General features: G+C 48.0%; 17 protein-coding genes, 1 other RNA gene and 1 pseudogene. 14 read left to right on the top strand and 5 right to left on the bottom strand.

What is annotated here, in order from left to right:
• Positions 1-6: 6 nt before the first annotated feature.
• The 10 genes from BLS44_RS22555 (at position 7) to BLS44_RS22505 (ending at position 13,333) form a co-directional block, all read left to right on the top strand.
• Positions 7-2,331 carry a TonB-dependent receptor gene (locus tag BLS44_RS22555; RefSeq protein ID WP_090392697.1) on the top strand — a complete coding sequence of 775 codons (2,325 nt, stop codon included), beginning with the start codon at positions 7-9 and terminating at the stop codon, positions 2,329-2,331.
• 6 nt (positions 2,332-2,337) lie between these two features.
• A complete protein-coding gene (locus tag BLS44_RS22550; RefSeq protein WP_090392696.1) occupies positions 2,338-3,144 on the top strand; it encodes a DUF4249 family protein in 807 nt (268 codons plus the stop codon).
• A gap of 23 nt (positions 3,145-3,167) precedes the next feature.
• On the top strand, positions 3,168-3,584 hold the full coding sequence (gene mce, locus BLS44_RS22545) for a methylmalonyl-CoA epimerase (RefSeq protein ID WP_090392695.1): 417 nt from the start codon (positions 3,168-3,170) through the stop codon (positions 3,582-3,584).
• Positions 3,574-4,686, top strand: a complete 1,113-nt coding sequence (locus tag BLS44_RS22540; RefSeq protein ID WP_090392693.1) for a glycoside hydrolase family 76 protein — start codon at positions 3,574-3,576, stop codon at positions 4,684-4,686. Before mce ends, BLS44_RS22540 begins: the two co-directional genes overlap by 11 nt.
• 28 nt (positions 4,687-4,714) lie before the next feature.
• Positions 4,715-5,356: a DUF2306 domain-containing protein gene (locus BLS44_RS22535; protein ID WP_218127802.1), complete on the top strand. Its 642-nt coding sequence runs from the start codon at positions 4,715-4,717 to the stop codon at positions 5,354-5,356.
• Positions 5,353-6,237 (top strand): YARHG domain-containing protein, encoded by an 885-nt coding sequence (locus tag BLS44_RS22530; protein ID WP_090392691.1) that lies wholly within the window; start codon positions 5,353-5,355, stop codon positions 6,235-6,237. Before BLS44_RS22535 ends, BLS44_RS22530 begins: the two co-directional genes overlap by 4 nt.
• Before the next feature lie 425 nt (positions 6,238-6,662).
• Entirely contained in the window at positions 6,663-7,568 is a 906-nt protein-coding gene (locus BLS44_RS22520) for a polysaccharide deacetylase family protein (RefSeq protein WP_245729362.1), read from the top strand.
• A gap of 269 nt (positions 7,569-7,837) precedes the next feature.
• Positions 7,838-8,662: an alpha/beta hydrolase gene (locus tag BLS44_RS22515; protein WP_245729360.1), complete on the top strand. Its 825-nt coding sequence runs from the start codon at positions 7,838-7,840 to the stop codon at positions 8,660-8,662.
• 20 nt (positions 8,663-8,682) lie between these two features.
• The gene (gene mazG, locus BLS44_RS22510; RefSeq protein WP_090392685.1) at positions 8,683-9,468 is read left to right on the top strand and encodes a nucleoside triphosphate pyrophosphohydrolase; all 786 of its coding nucleotides are present in this window, start codon (positions 8,683-8,685) and stop codon (positions 9,466-9,468) included.
• Position 9,469: 1 nt separating this feature from the next.
• Complete coding sequence (locus BLS44_RS22505) at positions 9,470-13,333, top strand: sensor histidine kinase (RefSeq protein ID WP_090392683.1); 3,864 nt, start codon at positions 9,470-9,472, stop codon at positions 13,331-13,333.
• A gap of 259 nt (positions 13,334-13,592) precedes the next feature.
• On the opposite strand, the gene BLS44_RS22500 is transcribed toward BLS44_RS22505, so the two are convergent.
• The 4 genes from BLS44_RS22500 to rplU all read right to left on the bottom strand — a co-directional run bounded on the left by BLS44_RS22500 (position 13,593) and on the right by rplU (position 16,346).
• A complete protein-coding gene (locus tag BLS44_RS22500) occupies positions 13,593-15,272 on the bottom strand; it encodes a helix-hairpin-helix domain-containing protein (protein ID WP_090392681.1) in 1,680 nt (559 codons plus the stop codon).
• A gap of 79 nt (positions 15,273-15,351) precedes the next feature.
• The gene (locus BLS44_RS22495; protein WP_090392680.1) at positions 15,352-15,588 is read right to left on the bottom strand and encodes a histone; all 237 of its coding nucleotides are present in this window, start codon (positions 15,586-15,588) and stop codon (positions 15,352-15,354) included.
• Positions 15,589-15,700: 112 nt separating this feature from the next.
• Positions 15,701-15,961, bottom strand: coding sequence for a 50S ribosomal protein L27 (gene rpmA / locus BLS44_RS22490; protein WP_090392678.1), 261 nt, complete (start codon positions 15,959-15,961; stop codon positions 15,701-15,703).
• Between the two features lie 88 nt (positions 15,962-16,049).
• Positions 16,050-16,346: a 50S ribosomal protein L21 gene (gene rplU / locus BLS44_RS22485; protein ID WP_090392676.1), complete on the bottom strand. Its 297-nt coding sequence runs from the start codon at positions 16,344-16,346 to the stop codon at positions 16,050-16,052.
• A 154-nt stretch (positions 16,347-16,500) separates the two neighbouring features.
• Here rplU and BLS44_RS22480 point away from each other — a divergent pair, with 154 nt between their 5' ends.
• The 4 genes from BLS44_RS22480 (at position 16,501) to ssrA (ending at position 21,274) form a co-directional block, all read left to right on the top strand.
• Positions 16,501-17,997: a GH3 family acyl-acid amido synthetase gene (locus BLS44_RS22480; RefSeq protein WP_090392674.1), complete on the top strand. Its 1,497-nt coding sequence runs from the start codon at positions 16,501-16,503 to the stop codon at positions 17,995-17,997.
• A gap of 82 nt (positions 17,998-18,079) precedes the next feature.
• Positions 18,080-19,234, top strand: a complete 1,155-nt coding sequence (locus tag BLS44_RS22475; protein ID WP_394332482.1) for a 1-deoxy-D-xylulose-5-phosphate reductoisomerase — start codon at positions 18,080-18,082, stop codon at positions 19,232-19,234.
• Between the two features lie 117 nt (positions 19,235-19,351).
• Positions 19,352-20,701, top strand: a complete 1,350-nt coding sequence (rseP, locus tag BLS44_RS22470) for an RIP metalloprotease RseP (protein ID WP_090392669.1) — start codon at positions 19,352-19,354, stop codon at positions 20,699-20,701.
• A 195-nt stretch (positions 20,702-20,896) separates the two neighbouring features.
• Positions 20,897-21,274: a transfer-messenger RNA gene (gene ssrA, locus BLS44_RS22465) on the top strand.
• 82 nt (positions 21,275-21,356) lie between these two features.
• Here ssrA and BLS44_RS26850 read toward each other — a convergent pair.
• Positions 21,357-21,648: pseudogene (locus BLS44_RS26850) on the bottom strand (hypothetical protein); the annotation flags it as partial.

The raw sequence follows: 21,648 nt of genomic DNA, 5'->3' as shown, positions 1-21,648 counted from the left end.
TCATTTATGACAAAGAGGACAGGAACTTTTTTTATAGCGATCATGATTACGCTCGGCTGTTTGGCGCAGGATAAGGTTACGCTCAGCGGCACGGTCAGGTCGGCTGTCAGCGGTGAAACGCTGATCAGCGCAAGCGTGGAACTGCAGGGCGGCGAAACCGGGACCGTTTCAAATGAATATGGTTTTTATTCGCTGACACTCCCTGGGGGCGAATACAACATTACCTATTCAGCAATTGGTTTTGAGCCGGTCACCGAAACCATCCGGCTCACCGGCAACAAAGTGCACAATGTTTCATTGCAGGAGCTGGTCACCAGCCTCGACAGTGTTCAGATTACTGCCAATGCCAGGGGCCGTACTATTAGGGGTACGCAGATGGGTGTGGAACGGTTAACGATGAAGGAGATCAATACGATCCCTATGCTCCTGGGAGAACGGGATATCCTGAAGGCGATCCAGCTGCTGCCGGGCATCAAATCTGCCGGCGACGGTAACAGCGGCTTTTATGTAAGAGGCGGCTCCACCGATCAGAACCTGATCCTTTTGGATGAGGCCAATGTGTATAATGCCTCGCATCTGATGGGGTTCTTTTCCACTTTTAACTCGGATATAGTAAAAGATGTAACCGTTTATAAGGGCGGTATGCCGGCGCCATACGGCGGCAGGCTTTCTTCGGTGCTGGATGTAAAAATGAATGAGGGCAATAACCAGCGGTATGCGGTGAGCGGCGGTGTGGGCCTTATATCGGCGAAGCTCAATGTAGAAGGACCCATCCAGGAGAACAGGTCCTCCTTCCTGGTTTCGGGAAGGCGCACTTATGCGGACCTGTTCCTGCCGGTATTGGGCGACTCTTCCAATAAGAATACCCGCCTGTTCTTTTATGATGTAAATGCTAAAATGAATTATACGCTGGGGAAAAAGGATCGCTTGTTCCTGTCCGGCTATTTCGGGCGCGATGTATTGAAGCTGGAAAAACAATTCGGGATGGACTGGGGCAATAAAACCGGAACGCTGCGGTGGAACCATATTTTTAACGACCGGCTTTTTTCCAATACCTCCTTTATCTACAGTGATTTTAACTACAATATTGCGATCAATAATTCCAATAATGATCTGAATATTTTTTCGCAGATACGCGATCTGAACCTGAAGGAAGAGATACAATGGTATGCCGGCTCCAGCCACTCGCTGCGCCTGGGATTCAATTCTATTTACCATACCATTACGCCGGGGGAGATTACCAGCTCCGGGAAGACCAGCTATAACAACCTGTACCTCCAGGACCGTTATTCCTGGGAAAATGCACTTTTCGCTTCCGATACGTGGAAAACAGCCGAATGGTTGAATATCACCTTCGGGCTCCGCCTCTCCTCCTTTGCCATTTTTGGCCCGGGTGACTTTTATGAAGTTGATGCCAGCGGAAAGATTACGGATACCTTACGATATGCAAAAGGAGCCCTGGTAAAGAATTACTGGAACCTGGAGCCCAGGCTGGCCGCCAGCTTTATCCTGAACAATACGACCTCCGTAAAGGCCTCCTATGTACGCAACACGCAGAACCTGCACCTGATCGCCAATTCCGCAGCTAATTTTCCAACAGATAAATGGATCGCCAGCACCAACAGTATCAGGCCGGAGATCGTGGACATCTATTCCGTTGGCTGGTATAAGAACCTTCCCGGTAACCGGTACGAGCTGACGACCGAGGCCTACTATAAATCCTTTCAAAACCAGATCGATTACCGCACCGGGGCCGATGTGTACACCAATGATGCTATAGAAACCCAGTTGCTGTCGGGTATCGGCAGGGCTTATGGCCTTGAGATGTTGCTGAAAAAGAAACAGGGCCGGCTTACCGGATGGGTAGGCTACACACTTTCCAAGACCGAAAGAAAGATCGGGGGGATCAACGACGGGGAATGGTACAATGCCCGCCAGGACCGTACCCACGATGTGGCCATTGTGACCAATTACCAGCTGAATAATAAATGGAACCTTTCTGCCAACTGGGTATATTATACTGGGGATGCCGTTACTTTCCCAAGTGGCAAATATGTAGTGGATAAGCAGATCGTATTTTACTATACCAAGCGGAACGCGTATCGCATGCCCGCTTATCACCGGCTGGATCTGGGGGCCACCCGGCAGTTGAAAACCCGGCGGAAGAATACGTCATCCGAGCTGGCTTTTAGTTTATTTAATGCCTACGGCCGGGAGAATGCCTACCTGATCTCCTTCCAGCAAAATAAAGATGACCCGGATATTACGGAAGTGATGCAGACCTCCCTGTTCCGTTTTGTGCCCTCGGTTTCCTGGCACTTTAAATTCTGAGCCAAAATGAAAAAGATAAGCTCTGTATATAATGGCTGGTTATTGCTGCTCCTGCTGGTAACGGCGGGTTGCCAGAAGGTGATCCATGTTGATATCAAAAGTGTGGGCAAAAAATATGTAATTGAGGGTACGGTTGCGGATTACGACGACTCCTACAGCGTTATTGTGTCGCAGACGCTGAATGTTTCGGACCTCAATCTGTTTAAGGGAGTGGAGGATGCGGTGGTGACCATTGCCGAAGAAGGAAAGCTCCCCGTATTGCTGCAACATAAAGGCAATGGCCTTTACCGGGCCAATGCTTCCGGGACACCGGGCAAGACCTATGATCTTTTTGTGCGGATAGGCGCCGAAGTATTTACCGCCCGCTCTTCCATGCCGCAGAAAGTAGCATTCGATTCTTTGTATACTACCGGCAGGCAGCTGGTAGGCCGGCGGCAGCTGATTGCCACTGTTGAGTTCAAAGACCCCCCGGGATTGGGGAACGCTTACCGGTTTACCCAGCTGGTGGACGGGGAAAAAGAGAATACCATCTTTGTAACCAATGATCAGCTCATCGACGGACGCAACGTGGTATATGAGCTCCTCATGTTTTCAAGCGACACTACTTCTGATCTGAAACGCGGAGATAACCTGCGGGTGGAGATGCGCTGCATCAATACGGACAATTATAACTTCTGGTATAGCCTGGCGCAGAGTGCACTGGGGCAAAGCCAAAGCGCATCGCCCGGCAACCCGGTCAGCAACATCCGGGGGGGAGCCCTTGGTTATTTCAGTGCCAATACCTTTGATAAAAAAGATCTCTTTATTAAGTAAAAGACCTGGTTAAAACAACAGCAATGAAGCCATCGCATATCGAACATATCGGCCTGGCGGTCCGGAACCTGGAAGAAAGCATCCGTTATTGGGAAAATGTATTCGGCTTGCAGTGCTACCGTGTAGAGGAAGTGGCTGATCAGAAAGTAAGAACTGCTTTTTTTAAGATCGGGGATACGAAAATAGAGCTCCTGGAGTCAACGGATGCCGACGGTCCCATTGCCCGTTTTATCGACAAAAGAGGCGAAGGAGTGCACCATATCGCATTTGCGGTGGATGATGTTAAAGACGCGCTGCAATCGGTACAGGAAAAAGATATTACCCTTATTGACGCAGAGCCCCGGCCCGGCGCAGAAGGCCTGCAGATCGCATTTTTGCATCCGAAATCCACGCATGGGGTTCTTACGGAATTATGTTCAAAACCAACAAATGAAAAGTAGATTGAAATCAATATCCCGGAGCAGCAGGGGATGGGCCCTTGTTGCCCTGCTCTTTTTTACCAAGGCAGCAACAGGCCAGCAACCGGACTATGCGCAGGAATATGCGCTGCTGAAGGCGCAGATAATAAAACACTATTACAAACCGGAACTGAAGTATTATGTAGAGCAGGTGCCGGCGCGCCCGGGCGACCGGAAAGTTTCCTATTTATGGCCGCTTTGCGCGTTGTTTGAGGCGTATCAGGCAGGCGCTGTGCTGGAAAAAAAATCAAAGGATTTTGAGCATACCTTTGAGATCATCCGGAAATATGACGATAAACGGGCGCCGGCGGCCGGTTACGCCTCTTATCCCCCTGGACTGGGCGGGGGAGATCGTTTTTACGACGACAACCAATGGATCGGGATCACGGTAATGCATCAGTATGAAAAGACAAAGGAGCCACGTTGGCTAAAGACGGGGAGCGAGATCTACCGTTTTATGATGACCGGGTATGACACGGTTTCGGGGGGCGGGCTTTACTGGCAGGAAGGGCATAAAAATACCAAGAACACCTGCAGCAACGGGCCCGGCATCCTCCTGGCACTCCAGTTATACAAAGCGACCGGCGACAGTGCTTATTTCAAAACGGCAGTGGGGTTGTATCAATGGGTGAACCGCTGGCTGCGCACAGCCGATGGATTGTACTATGATAACCTGCATTTAAAAGAACGGAGGGTCGATAAGCGGGTGTATTCTTACAATACCGGCACCATGCTGGAGGCGAATGTACTTTTTTATGAAATAACCCGGGACTCCGCTTACCTGGTTACTGCGCAAAAAATGGCCGGGAGTGCCGATCGTTACTTCCTTAAGAACCGGGAGCTGAAAGACAATTTCTGGTTCAATGCCGTATTGCTGCGCGGGTTACTGCATCTTTGGCGGGTTGATGGAGATGCCCGCTACCTGGAAGCGTTCCGGGGCGCCGTAGACCACGCCATTACACATAAAACGAGTCAGGGCCTGGTGGGGAAAGACGGCACCTCTCAAAACCTGGTGCCCCAGGGTGGCATGCTGGAACTGCTGGCACATATGGCAGTGTTACAAAAACAGGGCATCATTAAATAATAAGCTACCTTTATACCAAAGATCCGCATTGCAGCTAACAAAAAAACATAAAACAACTGCGCAGTTCCTCGTATTGGTCCTGCTGGCTTTTTTTAGTTTCTTAATGCTGGAGATCACCCTGCGTTATATCCCGGCAAGCAGCACCGCTTCCTTTTTGCAGATAAAACAAACCGAGGTGACCGGCCTCTGGTATTACCTGCCTGTATTTTATATGCATGTATACAGCTCTGTATGCTGCCTGGTAGCGGGGTTTACCCAATTCAGTCCGGCCCTGCTCAAAAAACGCAGGAGCGTGCACCGGGCGGTCGGGTACCTCTACGTTGGCGTAGTACTGCTCTTTTCGGCACCCACCGGTTTTATTATGGGGATGCATGCCAACGGCGGGTGGGTGGTCGTTTTGTTTTTCACTGTTTTGTCGGTACTGTGGTGGGGCTTTACATGGCAGGCGGTGACGGCTGCAAAAAAAAAGGATTTTCGCAGGCACCGTTTTATGATGATCCGGAGTTACGCGCTCGCCTTATCGGCCATTACGCTGCGCCTTTGGAAATGGGTGCTGGTGCAGCTCTTTCATCCCGCGCCCATGGATGTTTATGTTGTTGTGGCCGGGCTGGGCTGGGTACCCAACTGGCTGTGTGCAGAATATATTATTTATAAAATCAGATCAAAATGAAATACGCTTATCCGGTAACGCTGCTTTGTTTATTATTGTGCTTTTCATGCAGGCCCAAAAAGACGCCGGCAAAAACGGATGCGGCCGCGGTCCGGGAACTGCCGCCGGAGTTGCATACGGATCTTTACGGCAACTGGGTGGGCGACTTTATAAGTATATCGGGGGAGGAACCGGATTATGAGGATGTGGCCCGGATCAATATCCGGCTCACCCGCATCACCGCAGAAGGAGTGGAGGGCAGGAGCGTGGTCAAAGGAAACGACCGCCCTATGAAAGGAGCGCTTACCGTCACCGGGAATAAATATGCCTTTGTGATGGATGAACCGGGCAGCGACCGGCACGATGGCCGGTTCGAGTTTTTCATTATGGGCGATACCCTGAAGGGCAGGTGGAAGGCCTATAAGGCAACAGAAGTAAAGAACCCGGTAAAGGAGTTTACACTGGTAAAAAAGCCGTTTCGCTACAATGCAAACCTGATGCTTCCCGAAGACTGGGAATATGTGGACTATGAAAACGGGCGTATGCAAACTGAGCTTTATACCAACGAGGACGGCACTGTAGATACCTCTATCAACAAGGTATACCGGGCCGCTTCGGAAGAAGTATATAAACTGAATGGCTCGGCGTCGGAATTGACGGAAAAACAACTCAAAAATCTTAAAAAGCTGGACCTGGAGATCATCCGGAACACCATTTTTGCGCGCCATGGCTACTCGTTTAAAAGCAAAGGGGTACGGCAGTTTTTTGACCAGGTAGACTGGTATGTTCCGGTAACCAACAATATTGATGGCGCGCTTACCGGGATGGAACAGAAAAATGTGGCGCTGCTGCAACGGTTTGAAAAATATGCACAGGATAACTATGATTCCTTTGGTCGCTAACCGGGGCCCGGGAGCTGCTGCGTTACTCTTGGTTACGGTTAATGTTGAATGTTCCGGGTTCTCCGGGTAGTCAATCGCTGCGTGTACGGACAATTCCTGCCGGTAGCAGATGGCCGGCAGCAAAAGCATAGGAATGGTGCGGTTTGCCGAACAGGAGTTGCCGCCGGACCATTGCAGTTTGCGGCATTGACATCTGATGCAGCTGCAGTAACCCCGCGGGGGGCAATGCAAACTGGTTGCAAACGGGAGGATCGCCCAAAGATAATTTTGAAATACTGTTCCTATTGATTAGCTTTACATTTGAATTGTAAAATAACATGGAATGCACATCTGAAAAGTCTGTCGGTCATCCTCCGGTGGCTTTTGTTTTTAAGGCTGACCCTATCTGCTGGCTCCCCTGTTTTACGATTTTTTAGATAAAATATATGAAACAATTTATGGAAGGGGCTACCTGCAGGGAGCTCCCTGCTTTGATGAGAAAATGGCGTTGCTTTTTGGGATTTCCTGCTTTTCTGCTGCTTTTTTCCTGTAGTGATTCCGGTTCCAGGGGGAAGAAACTGGGGGCGGAACTTGATATTCCCGATTCGGTGGAGATCAATTTAAAAGCCCCGCAGAAAGAAAGTGAACAACCGAGAAAGAAGCGGATCTTCATGACATTTGATGATGGCCCCAACCTGGGGACCCGTAACCTGTTAACGATCCTGAAAGAAGAAAAAGTACCTGCAACCATGTTCCTGATCGGGTTGCACACCAAGGCCAGCCCGGAGCAAAAACTGATGTGGGAGCAGCTGCAAACCTTCCCGGGGATCGAATTGTTCAACCATAGTTATTCCCATGCCTGGAGAAACCGTTTTACGGGATTTTATAAAAATGCAGATTCCGTTATTTCCGACTTTAACCGCGCCCAGGCGATGATGATGCTGAAGGAGCCGATAGCCCGTACACCCGGCCGGAATGCCTGGCGTATAGACAGCATTGCCCGGACGGATCTTGTAAAAAACAGGACCGTGATCGACTCGCTTCAGAAAAAAGGCGGTTATGTGCTTATTGGCTGGGACCTGGAGTGGCAGTTCAATCATAAAAATGCGCAGGCTATACAAACCCCGGACCAGCTGATGGCCCAGGTAGATCACTTATTTGCCGCTAATAAAACGCTTAAACCCGATAACCTGGTGATCCTGGCGCATGACCAGATGTGGAGAACCTCAACAGACTCTTTAAGGTTGCATGAATTTATCCGGAAGCTGAAAAGCAGACCAGGATATGAGCTGGCACTGATCACAGATTACCCGGGTGTAAAAGAAGCCCTGGCAAACCAGAAGCGCTTTTAAGAATTCCACATTCCCCGTTGCCTGTAGTTAGAATGGTGTTGCTGCTCTCCTGTGTTTACACCCCGGTCCTCCAAGCCTGGTCCGCTGGTCAGTCCGCGGGTATGGTCTAATGCTTATAGGCCCATATCCGGCGTCTCCTCTGTTGAAGAAGCTATCGGGATCCTGTTCTCAGGTTCATTTGGCGGATGATATGATCGATGTTCAGCGTTTCTGTGCTTCAGTGGCCATTTTTTGTATAAATTCGTCCCTATAAAAGTATGTTAATGAAAATGAGGTCTTTCTTGGCAATAGGAGTATTGCTGCTGTTGAGTTTCAATGTGTTGGCGGCCAAAGTAGATACCCTGGAGGTATACAGCGCATCGATGAAGAAGCGCATTAGAACATCGGTTGTATTGCCGGATGGATATGCTAAAACAAAAAAGTACCCGGTTGTATACCTGCTACATGGCTATAGTGGCAGCTATGCTTACTGGGCCGGTGTAAAAGGCGCGCTTGAGGGCGCAGACCGGTATCAGATGATCCTTGTTTGCCCGGATGGCGGCTATGGCAGCTGGTACTGGGACAGTCCGGTAGATCCCTCCTTCCGGTACGAAACCTTTGTATCAGGGGAGTTGGTTTCATGGGTAGATAAGAATTATGCTACCATTCCCACGTCAAAGGGCAGGGGCATTGCGGGGCTCAGCATGGGCGGGCATGGTGCGTTGTACCTTGCAATCAAACACCCGGATGTTTTTGGCGCTGCAGGGAGTATGAGCGGGGGCGTGGATATCCGGCCTTTTCCCAATAACTGGGATATGGCAAAACGGCTTGGCCGGTATTCGGAGTTTCCGGAGCGCTGGGAAAAGAATACCGTCATTAATATGCTGCATCTTATAGAACCCCAAACGCTGAGGATCATCATTGATTGCGGAACAGACGATTTCTTTTATAAAGTAAATGAAGAGCTGCACCAGGCGCTCCTGCTGCGCAACATTCCCCACGACTACATTACGCGGCCGGGTGCGCACACCAGCGCCTACTGGCAAAACGCCATCTTTTATCAGTTGTTATTTATGGATCGCTTTTTTTCGGAAGCCGATGTCAAAACAAAATAGAACCTAAAAACTGAAGAGCGATGAACCAGGATGCATTTAACAGGTTGGTACAGGTTATGGATGAATTACGGGAAAAATGCCCGTGGGACCGCAAGCAGACCATCCATACATTGCGGCAAATGACCATTGAAGAAACCTATGAATTGGGAGATGCCATTCTTGAGGAAGACTGGAAGGGGATGAAGGAAGAGCTGGGCGACCTGCTGCTGCACATCGTCTTTTACGCGAAGATTGCACAGGAGCAGGACCGGTTTACGATAACGGAAGTGTTAACGGGCATTACGGAAAAGCTGATCAAAAGGCACCCGCATATTTATCCGCCGGATGCGGCGATCGGCGGGTTGAAGGAAGTGCGTACCGAGGAAGATGTTAAAAAGAACTGGGAACAACTGAAGCTGAAAGAAGGTAAGACTTCGGTATTGAGTGGCGTGCCCCGTTCCCTGCCTGCAGTGGTGAAGGCCATGCGGTTGCAGGAAAAAGCCGGGCAGGTAGGATTTGAATGGGAAACAGCCCCGCAGGTATGGGAAAAGGTAACAGAAGAAACGGAAGAACTCCGGGAAGCAGTAGAAACCGGGGCCCCGGAAAAAATGGAAGAAGAATTGGGCGATTTATTGTTCTCTCTTATCAACTACGCACGGTTTTTGAATATAGATGCAGAAGCCGCGCTGGAGCGGACCAATAAAAAATTCCTCCATCGCTTTACCAGGATGGAACAGCTGGCGGCGGCGGCGGGCGATCAGTTTGCGGCGTTAACATTAGAGCAGATGGATACATTATGGAACCAGGTAAAAACAGAGGGGCGATAATATGAAGTTCCGCGGCAGGAATAAATACTTATGGGAGTTGCTGCTTTTGTCTGCAGCCCTGGCTATTTTTGTCGGCGCGTTCCTGCTGAATTCCAGCTATCTGAAAAATACTTCCCTGGATGCGCAAACCCGGCTTTTTGAAAAAGAGATCAGAGCGCGGGTGAAGGCGTTTGACCAGCTCCTGTCACAGGCCGGCTTGATGGACCGCCTCACCCAGTCAAAGGAAACATTGAAAGACCTGGCCTCCATTCCCGACAGCCGGTTCTATTTCTATTTATACAAAAATGACCAGGATAAATCATTCCTGCGGTTTTGGAATACGGGGATCGTTGTGCCTTCGGATGAACTGCTGTATAGCGACCAGAATGAACAGGGGATCAAACTGGCAAACGGTTATTATTATTCCATCAGGAGACCGGTTCCGGGCCATCCGGATTTTATGGCCATTTGCCTGATCCTGATGAAGTCCTCTTTTTTCGTAGAAACAGATTACCTCCGGGACTCTTATCCGTTCGACCAGGCAATGGACCAGGTAATGGATATTGGTGTTGCGCCTACACAACATGCTATCCGGGGTCTTGGGGGGCAACCGGTCTTTTATCTGAAAAAAAAGCCGGATATAAAGTTTGCCCGGAAGATGGATGGAGCTGCGGGTACCGGAGTCCGCACAGAAATACAGGAAGTAAAACCGGCACGGGATTCCGCACTTTCCGTGGTATTGAAGATCACCGGGCTGTTTCTGATCTTTCTTTCCTGTTACCTGTTGCTGGCAAAACGTTTTGCAGCATCCAGCTACAGGCTCCAGATCTGGCTGTTACTGGCCTGTTTACTGGCATTCCGCATAGGGGTGTACATTATGAGTAATGCCTGGAACTTTTCAGAGTTCAAATTATTTGATCCGGACCTGTACGGATCGGGTTTCCTGCTGTCTACCTTTGGCGATCTGCTGATCAACAGCCTGCTTTTTTGCTGGATCTGTGTGTTTGTCTGGAACCGCCTTTCCGTAAGGCCGTTCTTTACCGAAAAATACACCAGTAAAACGCTGCGGATTTCCGGCGCCAGTTTCCTGGTAATACTGATCGCTGCCACCTTCAGTATTGCCGATGTGATAAAAGATATCATCGGGAAATCAAAGATCTCCTTCGATGTTACCAATATCGATAGCCTTAGCGTATTTACGATTGTTGGCTTCCTGGTGCTGGCCTGTCTTTGCCTGGGGTTCTATTATCTCAGCCGGACCCTTTATAAATATATTTTTGCAATATTCAGAGCCCATGTATGGCAGGTCTATCTATGGACGGCCGTGCTTGGATTGATGTTTATCACCCTGTTTGTGAGCAGCAGGAATGTTACCTTCTGCCTGCCGGTGTTATTGTGGTTGCTGGTATACACGTTTATTTTTACAAAAGAAGAGGTTATCAGCCGGTTTGTAAAATTCAGTGTTTCAGGAACCGTGCTGTGGATCTTTATTTTTTCGATCAGTCTCTGTTTGCTGATGCTGAACGAGATCACCAAGGCTGAGTTAAGCCTTCGTACGCTTTATTGTCAGAAGCTGGCCACGCAAACCGATCCGGCAAGTGAACGGCTCATCAGCATTGCAAACAAATACATGGATAGTAATTATTTCAGGAATAATTTTCACCGTTTGTATGATGAGGAGCAGAATGCCTATTTAAGAGACAGTATGCGGCAGCGTAATTATATCGGTTACCTCAATAATTATGTGACCAACCTGTATATTTTTGACAGCCTGGACAATCCGTTGTACAACCAGTTTCCGCAAACGGTAGCTTCGTTAAATACGACCATAGCAAACAGGTCGCGCCCCACATCGCTGCCCGATATGTATTTTTATGAATCTGAAGAGTTCGACAATTTTGCCTATATCACCCGCCGGATCATTAAGGATGCTGAAACCGGCCGGCTTATGGGCAGCATATATATTGTATCCAATCCGCGGCGGTTTGCTGTAGCCAATATCAAGCCTGAGCTGTTCAAACAGTTCAAACAGGGGGAGCTTTCCAACTCTGCCGTATACCAGTTTGCGATCTATCATAACTACCAGCTTACATCGTCATCTGCTTCAAAAAAATATCCGTTTACCACCACGCTTACAAAAAACCAGTTTCCCAAAAAGAAGGTGGATGTGCGGGAACGGGGCGGGTATAGCGAGGTATGGTACAGGGCCGGCGCTTCCAAAGTGATCATCATGGTCCGGAAAAGCGAAATGTTCCTGGAGGCCACTACCTTGTTCTCCTATATCTTTTGTGCTTTTTTGTTCCTGGTAGCGCTCATCAATGTGCTGATGATCGTTCTGGGAGCCTTTATGAATAAGCGGCTCCTCCGGAACTCCACTTTCTTTCCAACAATCCGCAGCCAGATCCATGGTACATTTATCCTCATCAATGTGCTGGCCTTTGTAGTGGTAGGCGCCGCCACCATATCCTTTTTTGTCAATCGGTTTGAAGAATCCAATAATGACCGGCTGGGACGAACGATGAACATTATGCTGAATGAAATCAACTTTCATGACAGCCTGAGGGTGACACTGGAAAGCGGGCATTTCAATGAGGATCTGTTCCAGGCAAGCGCATTCAATGCTGTTGTAAAACGGGTTTCGGACATCCACGGGCTGGATGTGAACGTGTACGATTTTACAGGCGAATTAAGAGCAACCAGCCAGGCAGATGTTTACAGCAGGGGGGTCCTGAGCACACGGATGTCGCCCCGGGCCTTTTATAGTTTGTTACGTCTGCGAAGGGCCCAGTACATACAGAAAGAACAGGTTTCCAAGCTTTCCTACAATACCATCTATGCCCCGGTGGGCGCCAACAGCGCAGCGCCGTATGCGTACCTGAGCATCCCGTATTTTACCTCACAGCAGGAGCTCAACCAGGAGATATCGAACTTCCTTATAACCCTGATCAATCTTTATGCTTTTATTTTCCTATTAACGGGATTACTGGCGCTGCTGATCACCAACCGGATCACCGGGTCATTTACGGTGATCAGTAATAAAATGAAGGAGGTGAGCCTTTCGCGCGTTAATGAGGAGATCGTATGGGAGCGGAATGATGAGATCGGCCAACTGGTAAGGGAATATAATAAAATGGTGTCCCAGCTGCAGGAGAGCGCAGACCGGCTGGCAAGATCGGAGCGCGAGGAAGCCTGGCGGGAAATGGCAAGACAGGTGGCCCATGAGATCAAGAATCCGCTTACGCCGATGAAGTTGAGTTTGCAATACCTTCAGAAGGCCATTGCAGAAAAGAGCTCCAATGTGCAGCAGCTCACTTCAAGTGTTGCCAAAACACTGGTGGAGCAGATCGATTATCTTTCGAAGATCGCAGCAGACTTTTCCCAGTTTGCCAATATCAATCATGTGAAGGAAATGGTCTTTGACCTGCACGAGGTATTGCAGCCGCTGGAAAGCATCTACAGCAAAAACCCGGATGTTACGTTCCACTGGAAGATGCTTCCGGGCAGTGTAACCATTAAGGCCGACAAAACGCAGATGAACCGGCTGTTTACTAATTTGCTGGTGAATGCGATAGATGCCTGTGATAAAAATACACAGGGAGTGATCTCTGTAAGGGAGACCCTTGAGAACAGTGCCGTTACGGTTAGCATAACCGATAATGGAACCGGCATCAGCGATGAGATGCGCAATAAAATATTCACGCCTAATTTTACAACCAAAAGTTCCGGAACAGGTCTGGGATTGGCCATGTGCAAGAGCATTGTTGAAAAAGCAAACGGAACGATCTGGTTTGAAACCGAGCTGGGTGTAGGGACCACCTTCTACGTGCGGCTTCCGCTTCTGATTTCTGATAACCCTTCTAACTATATGAAGAGCATGGGGACTTAAACATCAGACGGTGAATGGCCAATGGCCCGCCGGGTAGCAAAACTGCTTACTATACGCCTTTTATAATGAACCGGAATCAATTTTATTAAAATGCGTAATTACTAGTGGTTTGTGAGGACACAAACCACGGCCCACGCCACGGTCAGTGTCCTCACTGACCGTGAAAAGAAATGATTTTGATGCCGGCTTATTATTACTCCTAACCTGGTTCATCGGGTACAAAACCGGGTCCAACTTCAAATGAGCAACGGCGAACCTGTTATAGGGCCGCTTTTCTCCTGCTGATAAATGTATCAAATTGCTCCCGTGTAAAGCTGCTCAGGTTGTATGCCGGGGTGAGGCCCCCTTTCTGCGCAGAGATCACGCCAAACCGGATATCATCAAAGCCTTCAATGGTATGCGCATCAGGGTTTATAGACAGCAGGGCCCCGCTGTTCATTGCGTAATCGATCCAGCTCCAGTCCAGGTCGAGGCGGTGGGGATTGGCATTGATTTCTATTACGACGTTATGCGCAATACAGGCGTCAATGATCTTTTTATGGTCGATGGGGTATCCGTTACGGCTAAGCAACAGGCGCCCCGTAAGATGCCCCAGGATCGTGGTATAGGGATTTTCGATCGCCCGCATCAGGCGCTCCATAGCCCGGGCTTCGTTCATATAGAGGTTGCTGTGTACAGATGCAATAACAAGGTCAAAGGTCGCCAGCACATCATCGCGGTAATCAAGACTTCCATCGCCCAGGATATCGCACTCAATGCTTTTGTAGATCTTAAAAGGCGCCAGTTTTTGGTTAAGCGCGTCGATCTGCTGTTGCTGCTGCACAATGCGCTCCTCGGTAAGTCCGTTGGCATAGGCGGCAGATTTTGAGTGATCAGAGATCACCAGGTATTCCATTTTTTTATCGATAAGGGCTTTGGCCATTTCTTCAATCGTAAAGAGTCCGTCGGACCAGGTACTGTGGTTGTGAATGATCCCTTTGATATCGCTTACCTGGATCAGCGGGGGCAGCTCGTGCTTTTCGGCCCGGTCGATGGTGGCTGCAGTTTCACGCAAACAGGCGGGGATATAGGGCAGGTTGGCTTTTTCAAAAATAGCCGACTCGCTGTCAAAAACAGTGGTATCAAAGTTCTCAGGATAGAAGCGCTCACGGAATGCCGCTGAAAATTCGGCGGAAGAGGAGGTGTTGAACAGCCATTGCGGGATCTTTTCCTGTACGGCGTAAACCCGGAGCCGGAGCCCGTTGTTCAGTTTGTAAAGCACGCTGTTGTCGGTTTCTTCCAGGAGTTCCGGGGGATAGGCGGTTTGAAATTTTTGCCGGATCGTATCCAGCTTTTCCGCTATGATAAATTCCAGCTCATGCAATGTGGAGAGCTGCCGGTAATAGTTGCCGGTATTCCATACCGATCCCTTTCCGAAGATCTTTTCAAGATAGGCCTGTATAGAGGGGAAAATTTCATGTACCTGTGCATAAAGGAAATGACCTTTGTTCTGGTTGTAAAAGTTGATCGATTCCAGGATCTTTACCTGGGTCTTTTCTCCAAATCCTTTATAACGGGTCAGCCGGTTTTCGATACACGCATATTCCAGTTCTCCCACGGATATGATCCCCATTTCTTTCCAGATGATGTGGATCTTTTTGGGGCCAATACCTTTTAATTGCAGCATTTCGGTGATCCCTGCGGGCGTTTCGGCCAGGATATCTTCAAGGGCCTTCATCTTTCCGGTGTCGATCAGTTCAATAATCTTGGACGCCACCGAAGCGCCCAGTCCTTTGATCCCTGCATAGGTGCTGCGGTCCATTGCCGTTAGCTGTTCCTCCAGCCGCTCAATATGAAAAGCAGCTATAGAGTAGGTCCTGGCTTTAAATGAATTTTCGCCGTGAATATCCATTAATTTGGCAAGCAATCCGAAATGATCGGCGATGGTACTGTTGTTCATAGCTGCAAAGTAGGAAAGAGGCAGCAATAAAAAAAGCCTTCCATCCGGAAGGCCTTTGAATTCTTTTAGAAAGAAATCCTTATTTTTTCTTAGCTGCTGCTTTTTTAGGAGCTGCTTTTTTTGCTGCCGCTTTCTTAGGAGCTGCTGCTTTTTTAGGAGCCGCCTTTTTAGGAGCCGCTTTTTTTGCTGCCGCTTTCTTAGGAGCTGCTGCTTTTTTAGGAGCCGCTTTCTTTGCTGCCGCTTTTTTAGGAGCTGCTTTTTTTGCTGCTGCTTTCTTAGGAGCCGCTTTCTTTGCTGCTGCTTTTTTAACTGCCATTTTTTTTGAATTTAATGATTAGTAAATAATGGATTATCGGCGGTAAAATTATACAATTATTTAATGCCGACAAATTTTTTTTCCACAATTTATTCAGTTACAGCAAAGAGCATTAAGCCTGTGCTTCGTTTATAGAAACAAAGGTCCTGTTCTTTCTTCCTTTTCTGAACTCAACGATGCCATCAGACAACGCAAACAGTGTGAAGTCTTTTCCAACACCTACGTTCTTACCAGGATGATAAACAGTACCACGCTGACGAATGATAACATTACCGGCGATAGCAGGCTGACCTCCGAAGATTTTTACTCCAAGGCGTTTGCTTTCTGAATCACGGCCGTTTTTAACGCTACCTTCTCCTTTCTTGTGTGCCATTTTTTTAAGTTTAAAAGTTTAGAGTTAAAAGGTTGAAGTTCTCAGGTTGCCCCTATCAACTTTCAACAGTTCAACCTGCCAACTTTAATTAAGCGATATTAGTTACTTTAATTTTTGTATAAGCCGTACGGTGGCCTTTCTTTTTATGAAAGCCTTTTCTCCTTTTTGTTTTGTAAGCGATCACTGTATCCCCTTTTACATGGTCTACAATTTCTGCGTTCACAGTGGCAACGTTACCGCCAACCGATAACTTACCATCGATGTGTGCCAACAAAACCTCGAGGTTTACAGCATCACCGGATTTGCCTTCAATATGTGGCACAAACAGGGTTTGATCTTTTTCAACCTTAAATTGTTGACCGGCCACCTTAATAATTGCTATCATTGTCTAAAAATTAGGACGGCAAAGGTAAGGAGATTTTTTAATTTTGCAAACAGAACCTTTAAATATATATTCTGTTATATATCCCTTCTCTCATAACAAGCGTTATATTTGTAGTTCCGGTTTTCCGGCAGCGTAGAAAAAACAGATCAATGCAATGAAATTCAAATCATTCCTGGCCAAGCCCTTTGCATCAATTGTATCCAAAAATATAAAAAAAGGCATGCAAACGGCGGTTGAGGACCAGGAAAATATACTGAAATACCTGATCAAAACGGCGCGGATCACCCAGTTCGGGAAGGAACATCGTTTCGCAGAATTAAATGATTATAAGCAGTTTAGGCAATCAGTTCCGGTACGGAACTATGAACAGCTGAAGCATTATATCGAAGAAATAAAGGCAGGAAAACACAATGTGTTGTGGCGGGGACAGCCGCTGTATTTTGCCAAAACATCCGGAACGGTGAGTGGCACCAAGTACATTCCCATTTCTAAAGAATCGATCCACAATCATATCAACGGAGCCCGCAACGCCCTGTTATGTTACATGGCCGAGACCGGGAATACGGCTTTTGCAGACGGGAAGCTGATCTTTTTGAGCGGCTCGCCGGTGCTGGAACGGGTAGGCGGTATCCCAACCGGGCGCCTGAGCGGTATTGTAAACCATCATATACCCCGTTACCTGCGCAAGAACCAGTTGCCGGAATATGAAACCAACTGTATAGAAGACTGGGAGACCAAGTTGGGTAAAATTGTAGAAGAAACCATCCGGCAGGATATGACCCTTATCAGCGGTATTCCGCCATGGATGCAGATGTATTTTGATGAGCTTATCCGGCGGTCGGGCAAGCCGGTGGGGGAATTATTCCCACGCTTCTCTGTGATGGTGTATGGCGGGGTTAATTTTGAACCTTACCAGGCCAAGCTGTTCCAGAGCATCGGCCGGAAAGTAGATGGTATTGAAACATTCCCGGCATCTGAAGGTTTTTTTGCCTTCCAGGATACCCAAACCGAACCGGGACTGTTGCTGAACACCAATAGTGGGATCTTTTTTGAATTCATCCCGGCAGATGAAATCGGCAGGGAAAACCCCAGGCGGTTATCGCTCGGAGAAGTGGAAACAGGTGTGAATTATGCGTTGATCATCAATAACAATGCTGGATTATGGGGCTATGATATAGGGGATATGGTGAAATTCGTGTCCGTGGATCCCTATCGCCTGGTAGTAACCGGGCGCACCAAGCACTTTATTTCGGCATTTGGAGAGCATGTGATCGGGGAAGAAGTGGAATACAGCCTTTTAAAGGCAGCCAAAGAGGATAATGTGCATATTACCGAGTTTACGGTAGCCCCCTATGTAAGCAATGACGCTGGAAAATCGTACCACCAGTGGTTCATCGAATTTGAAAATGAACCGGAAGACATACGCCATTTTTCGCAAAAGGTAGATCAGTATCTCCGGGAAAAGAACGCGTATTATGATGATCTTATCTCCGGTAATATCCTGCAGCAGCTGATTATTACACCTGTGCGGAAGAACGGGTTCATCGATTATATGCGTTCTATCGGGAAACTGGGCGGACAGAATAAAGTGCCCCGCCTGAGCAACGACCGGAAAATTGCAGAAGGTCTTACGCAGTGGATCAAGAATTAAGCATTTTTTTATTCCTGAAACAGCCCCTATCTTAGCCCTTTTAAGACAGGAATACTACAAAAAGTAAATGGGAGACGAACGTATGATAAAACGAATCGCCATTTTTGGCTCAACCGGTTCTATCGGAACACAGGCACTGGATGTGATCGGAAAGAACCCGGATCTCTTTTCTGTAGAGGTATTAACGGCGTATTCCAATGATCAGCTGCTGATTGAGCAGGCGCTGGTATACAACCCGAATATTGTTGTTATCGGGGATGAAAACAGGTATGGCGCTGTAAAAGATGCACTGGCAAAAACAGACATTAAAGTGTTTGCCGGCGAAGATGCCCTGGAGGAAGTGGCGGGTATGGATGTCTATGACCTGATGCTGGCCGCAATTGTAGGGTTTGCCGGGTTTAAACCCACCATTAAGGCGATCGAAAATGGCAAAGCCATTGCCCTGGCCAACAAGGAAACCCTGGTAGTGGCAGGCGATATTGTAATGCAAATGGCCGTAGAGCACCGGGTGCCCGTTATCCCCGTGGATTCAGAGCATTCTGCGATCTTTCAGTGCCTGATCGGGGAAACCCGCAATAGAATTGAAAAGGTATACCTTACCGCATCCGGCGGACCCTTTATAGGGCGTAAACCCAATTACCTCGTAAACGTCAAAAGAGAGCATGCGCTGCAGCATCCCAACTGGGAAATGGGGGCCAAGATCTCGATCGATTCCGCTACCTTAATGAATAAGGGGCTGGAAATGATCGAGGCAAAGTGGCTGTTCAATTTGAAGCCGGATCAGATCGATGTGCTGATTCATCCGCAAAGCGCCATTCACAGCATGGTACAGTTTGAAGATGGCAGCATCAAGGCCCAGATCGGCTTGCCGGATATGCGGCTGCCTATCCAGTATGCCCTGGGATTTCCGTCGCGGATCCTTAACGATCATCCGCGTTTTGATTTTAAGCGGATGAATACCTTCACCTTTGAAGAGCCGGATCTTAAAACTTTCCGCAACCTGGCGCTGGCGATAGAAGCCCTGGAAATGGGTGGCAACCTGCCTTGTGTAATGAATGCCGCCAATGAAATTGCGGTATATGCTTTTCTTAAGAACCGCATCGGGTTCCTCGAAATGACCGATGTTATTGAAAAGGTAATGGCACAGGTGCCCCATATACAAAAGCCTTCCCTGGCTGATTATTTTGAAAGCGATGCCGAAGCACGTACCCTGGCTGCAGATATTATCCGGCTGTAAAGCACTGTTGTTAATTGTTTTCCGGTACCGGATATTTAGGGCCTGTTAATGAAAAATTAGAATTTTATCGCCCTATCTTTGCACCCTTGAATAAATTATATATCTTATTATTAATACATGACTTTACTAGCATTTAACTGGTCGGCCTTTGGCGCAAATGTAGGTCAGTTTATTTTGTCTTTTTCCATCCTGATTGCTTTACACGAATTCGGGCATTTTATTACCGCAAAATGGTTTGGCTGCCGCGTTGAAAAATTCTACCTGTTCTTTAACCCCTGGTTCTCCCTGTGGAAAAAGAAAATAGGAGAAACAGAGTATGGCATCGGCTGGGTGCCGCTGGGAGGATATGTAAAGATCAGCGGGATGATCGATGAGAGCATGGATAAAGAGGCGATGAAACAACCTGCCCAACCCTGGGAGTTCCGTTCAAAGCCCGCCTGGCAGCGCCTGATCATCATGCTGGCAGGTGTCATCATCAACTTCGTACTGGCCCTCTTCATTTTTGCCATGATCCTTTTTGTATGGGGCGAGGAGAAAACCCCGATGCAGAATCTCCGGTACGGGATCGCCGTGGACTCCCTGGCTAAATCCGTCGGGTTAAAGGATGGAGATCTGATCCGTTCGGTGAACGGGAAAAAAGTGGTATACCTGGATGACCTGAGAAAAGGGATGTTCTTCAGCGATAAACAGATCGAACTGGGGGTTAAAAGAGCTGGGATGGATACGACGATCGTATTGCCGTCAGGGTTCTTAAGCAAACTGACCAGGGCTAAGTCGGCCCAGTTGTTTACAGCCCGGTTCCCCGTTATTATTGACGAGGATAAAGAAGTGAAATATGTAAGTGGAAAACTGGAGAAGGGTGATACGATCATTGGCCTGAACAATCAGTACTTCCAGTATTTTGATCAGTATATTGCCGCAAAAAAGGACTTAAAGAACCAGGATATTACACTGCATGCGCTCCGGGGAAAAGATACCGTAAACGTGGTGGTAATGACGGATGAAAACACTGCGACGAAATTTGTCCCCAGGAACCCGGGAGAGATCATTGGTCTTGAGATGATCCATTACAGTTTTTTTGAAGCAATACCTGCGGGTATTAAATATGGCGTCAATAAACTGGCAGAGTACGTGGAGGGGATAAAGCTGCTGTTTACATCAAAGGAACACAAAGTAAGTGATAACCTTGGCAGCGTGATCAGCATCGGCAAAACATTTGGCGGTACCTGGGACTGGGAGCGGTTCTGGACCATGACCGGCCTGTTTTCCATTATCCTGGCCTTTATGAATGTGCTGCCGATACCAGCCCTCGATGGCGGTCATGCGTTATTTACACTTTACGAAATGATCACAGGAAGAAAACCGGGCGATAAATTTATGGAATATGCACAAATGGCAGGCATGGTACTGTTGCTGGGACTGATGGCATACGCGCTCGGGCTGGATATCTTCAGGCTTTTTAGGTAAGCACCGGGTTGGCGTTGCTGAGGACTATGTCAGTCCCCCGGTCGTTACGTCCCACCAATAGGCGCAAACCCCATTGAACAATATAAATCTCCCTTTTAATCCATATCTTTGTATGCTGGTTCTGGTTTCCTGGAAATCAGGAACAGCCCAACCCGATAGCTGAAGGCTAAGTTTTGACAGCTAAAACGGAGTAAAGGGGGCGTTTGGTTTTGACAGCGTAGATCTTTGAAGGTAGAAGCATGCCGGGCGTTGTGTAATTAGCCCGTTAATCTGAATACTCAAACTTCAAATGGCAATACTCAGTATGCCATGGCTGCCTAATCAGTGATTAAGTAGTCATTAGGGCCGCGTTGAGCCGGTTGTTCTGTTACCACGCTCCGCCGCCGACTCATAAAACAAAAACAGGATGCTGTTGCCTCAGGCTGTGCCGGCAGCAAAAGACCTATTCAGCTAAGCGTTTCATTGGTTTGTCCTTTTCCGGTGTTGCGCCGACAAATAATACAGGGAATAAGCATGTAGAAGGCCTTTGGAGGATATGTTTGGACAGGGGTTCGACTCCCCTCGCCTCCACTAAGCTCAAGTTTCTGAAAATCAGTTTCTTGGGCTTTTTTTATTATTGTATGGTAGATAGGTCCGGGTGCATTTCAAATTTTCGCTATGCAGCATTCTTAACAAACTCCCTTTTGGTTAGTTCTACAATCTTTGACCATTGTTGATTCTTCTTCGTTACTCTGAGATACAACATATTTTGGGCGCCATTTCGGCTCCATCTTTGGCCGGATTGCTTCAGCCTCTTTTGGACAACCGTTCGGTGTGCCGATTCGATAGCGCCGGAACCAATAAGCCCTGCACCTATCGTTTTGTATAACGGATAATTCATTCTCGTTTTATTGGATTCATAATAATCGATCAGCTTCTGCGCCTCTTGTGTTTTTTTTGGCAATCTG

Origin of the sequence: Niabella drilacis, assembly GCF_900101395.1 — a bacterium.
GTDB classification, from domain to species: Bacteria; Bacteroidota; Bacteroidia; order Chitinophagales; family Chitinophagaceae; genus Niabella; species Niabella drilacis.
The sequence above is the reverse complement of the archived record's forward strand: the minus strand, read 5'-3'. Positions and strand labels throughout refer to the sequence as shown.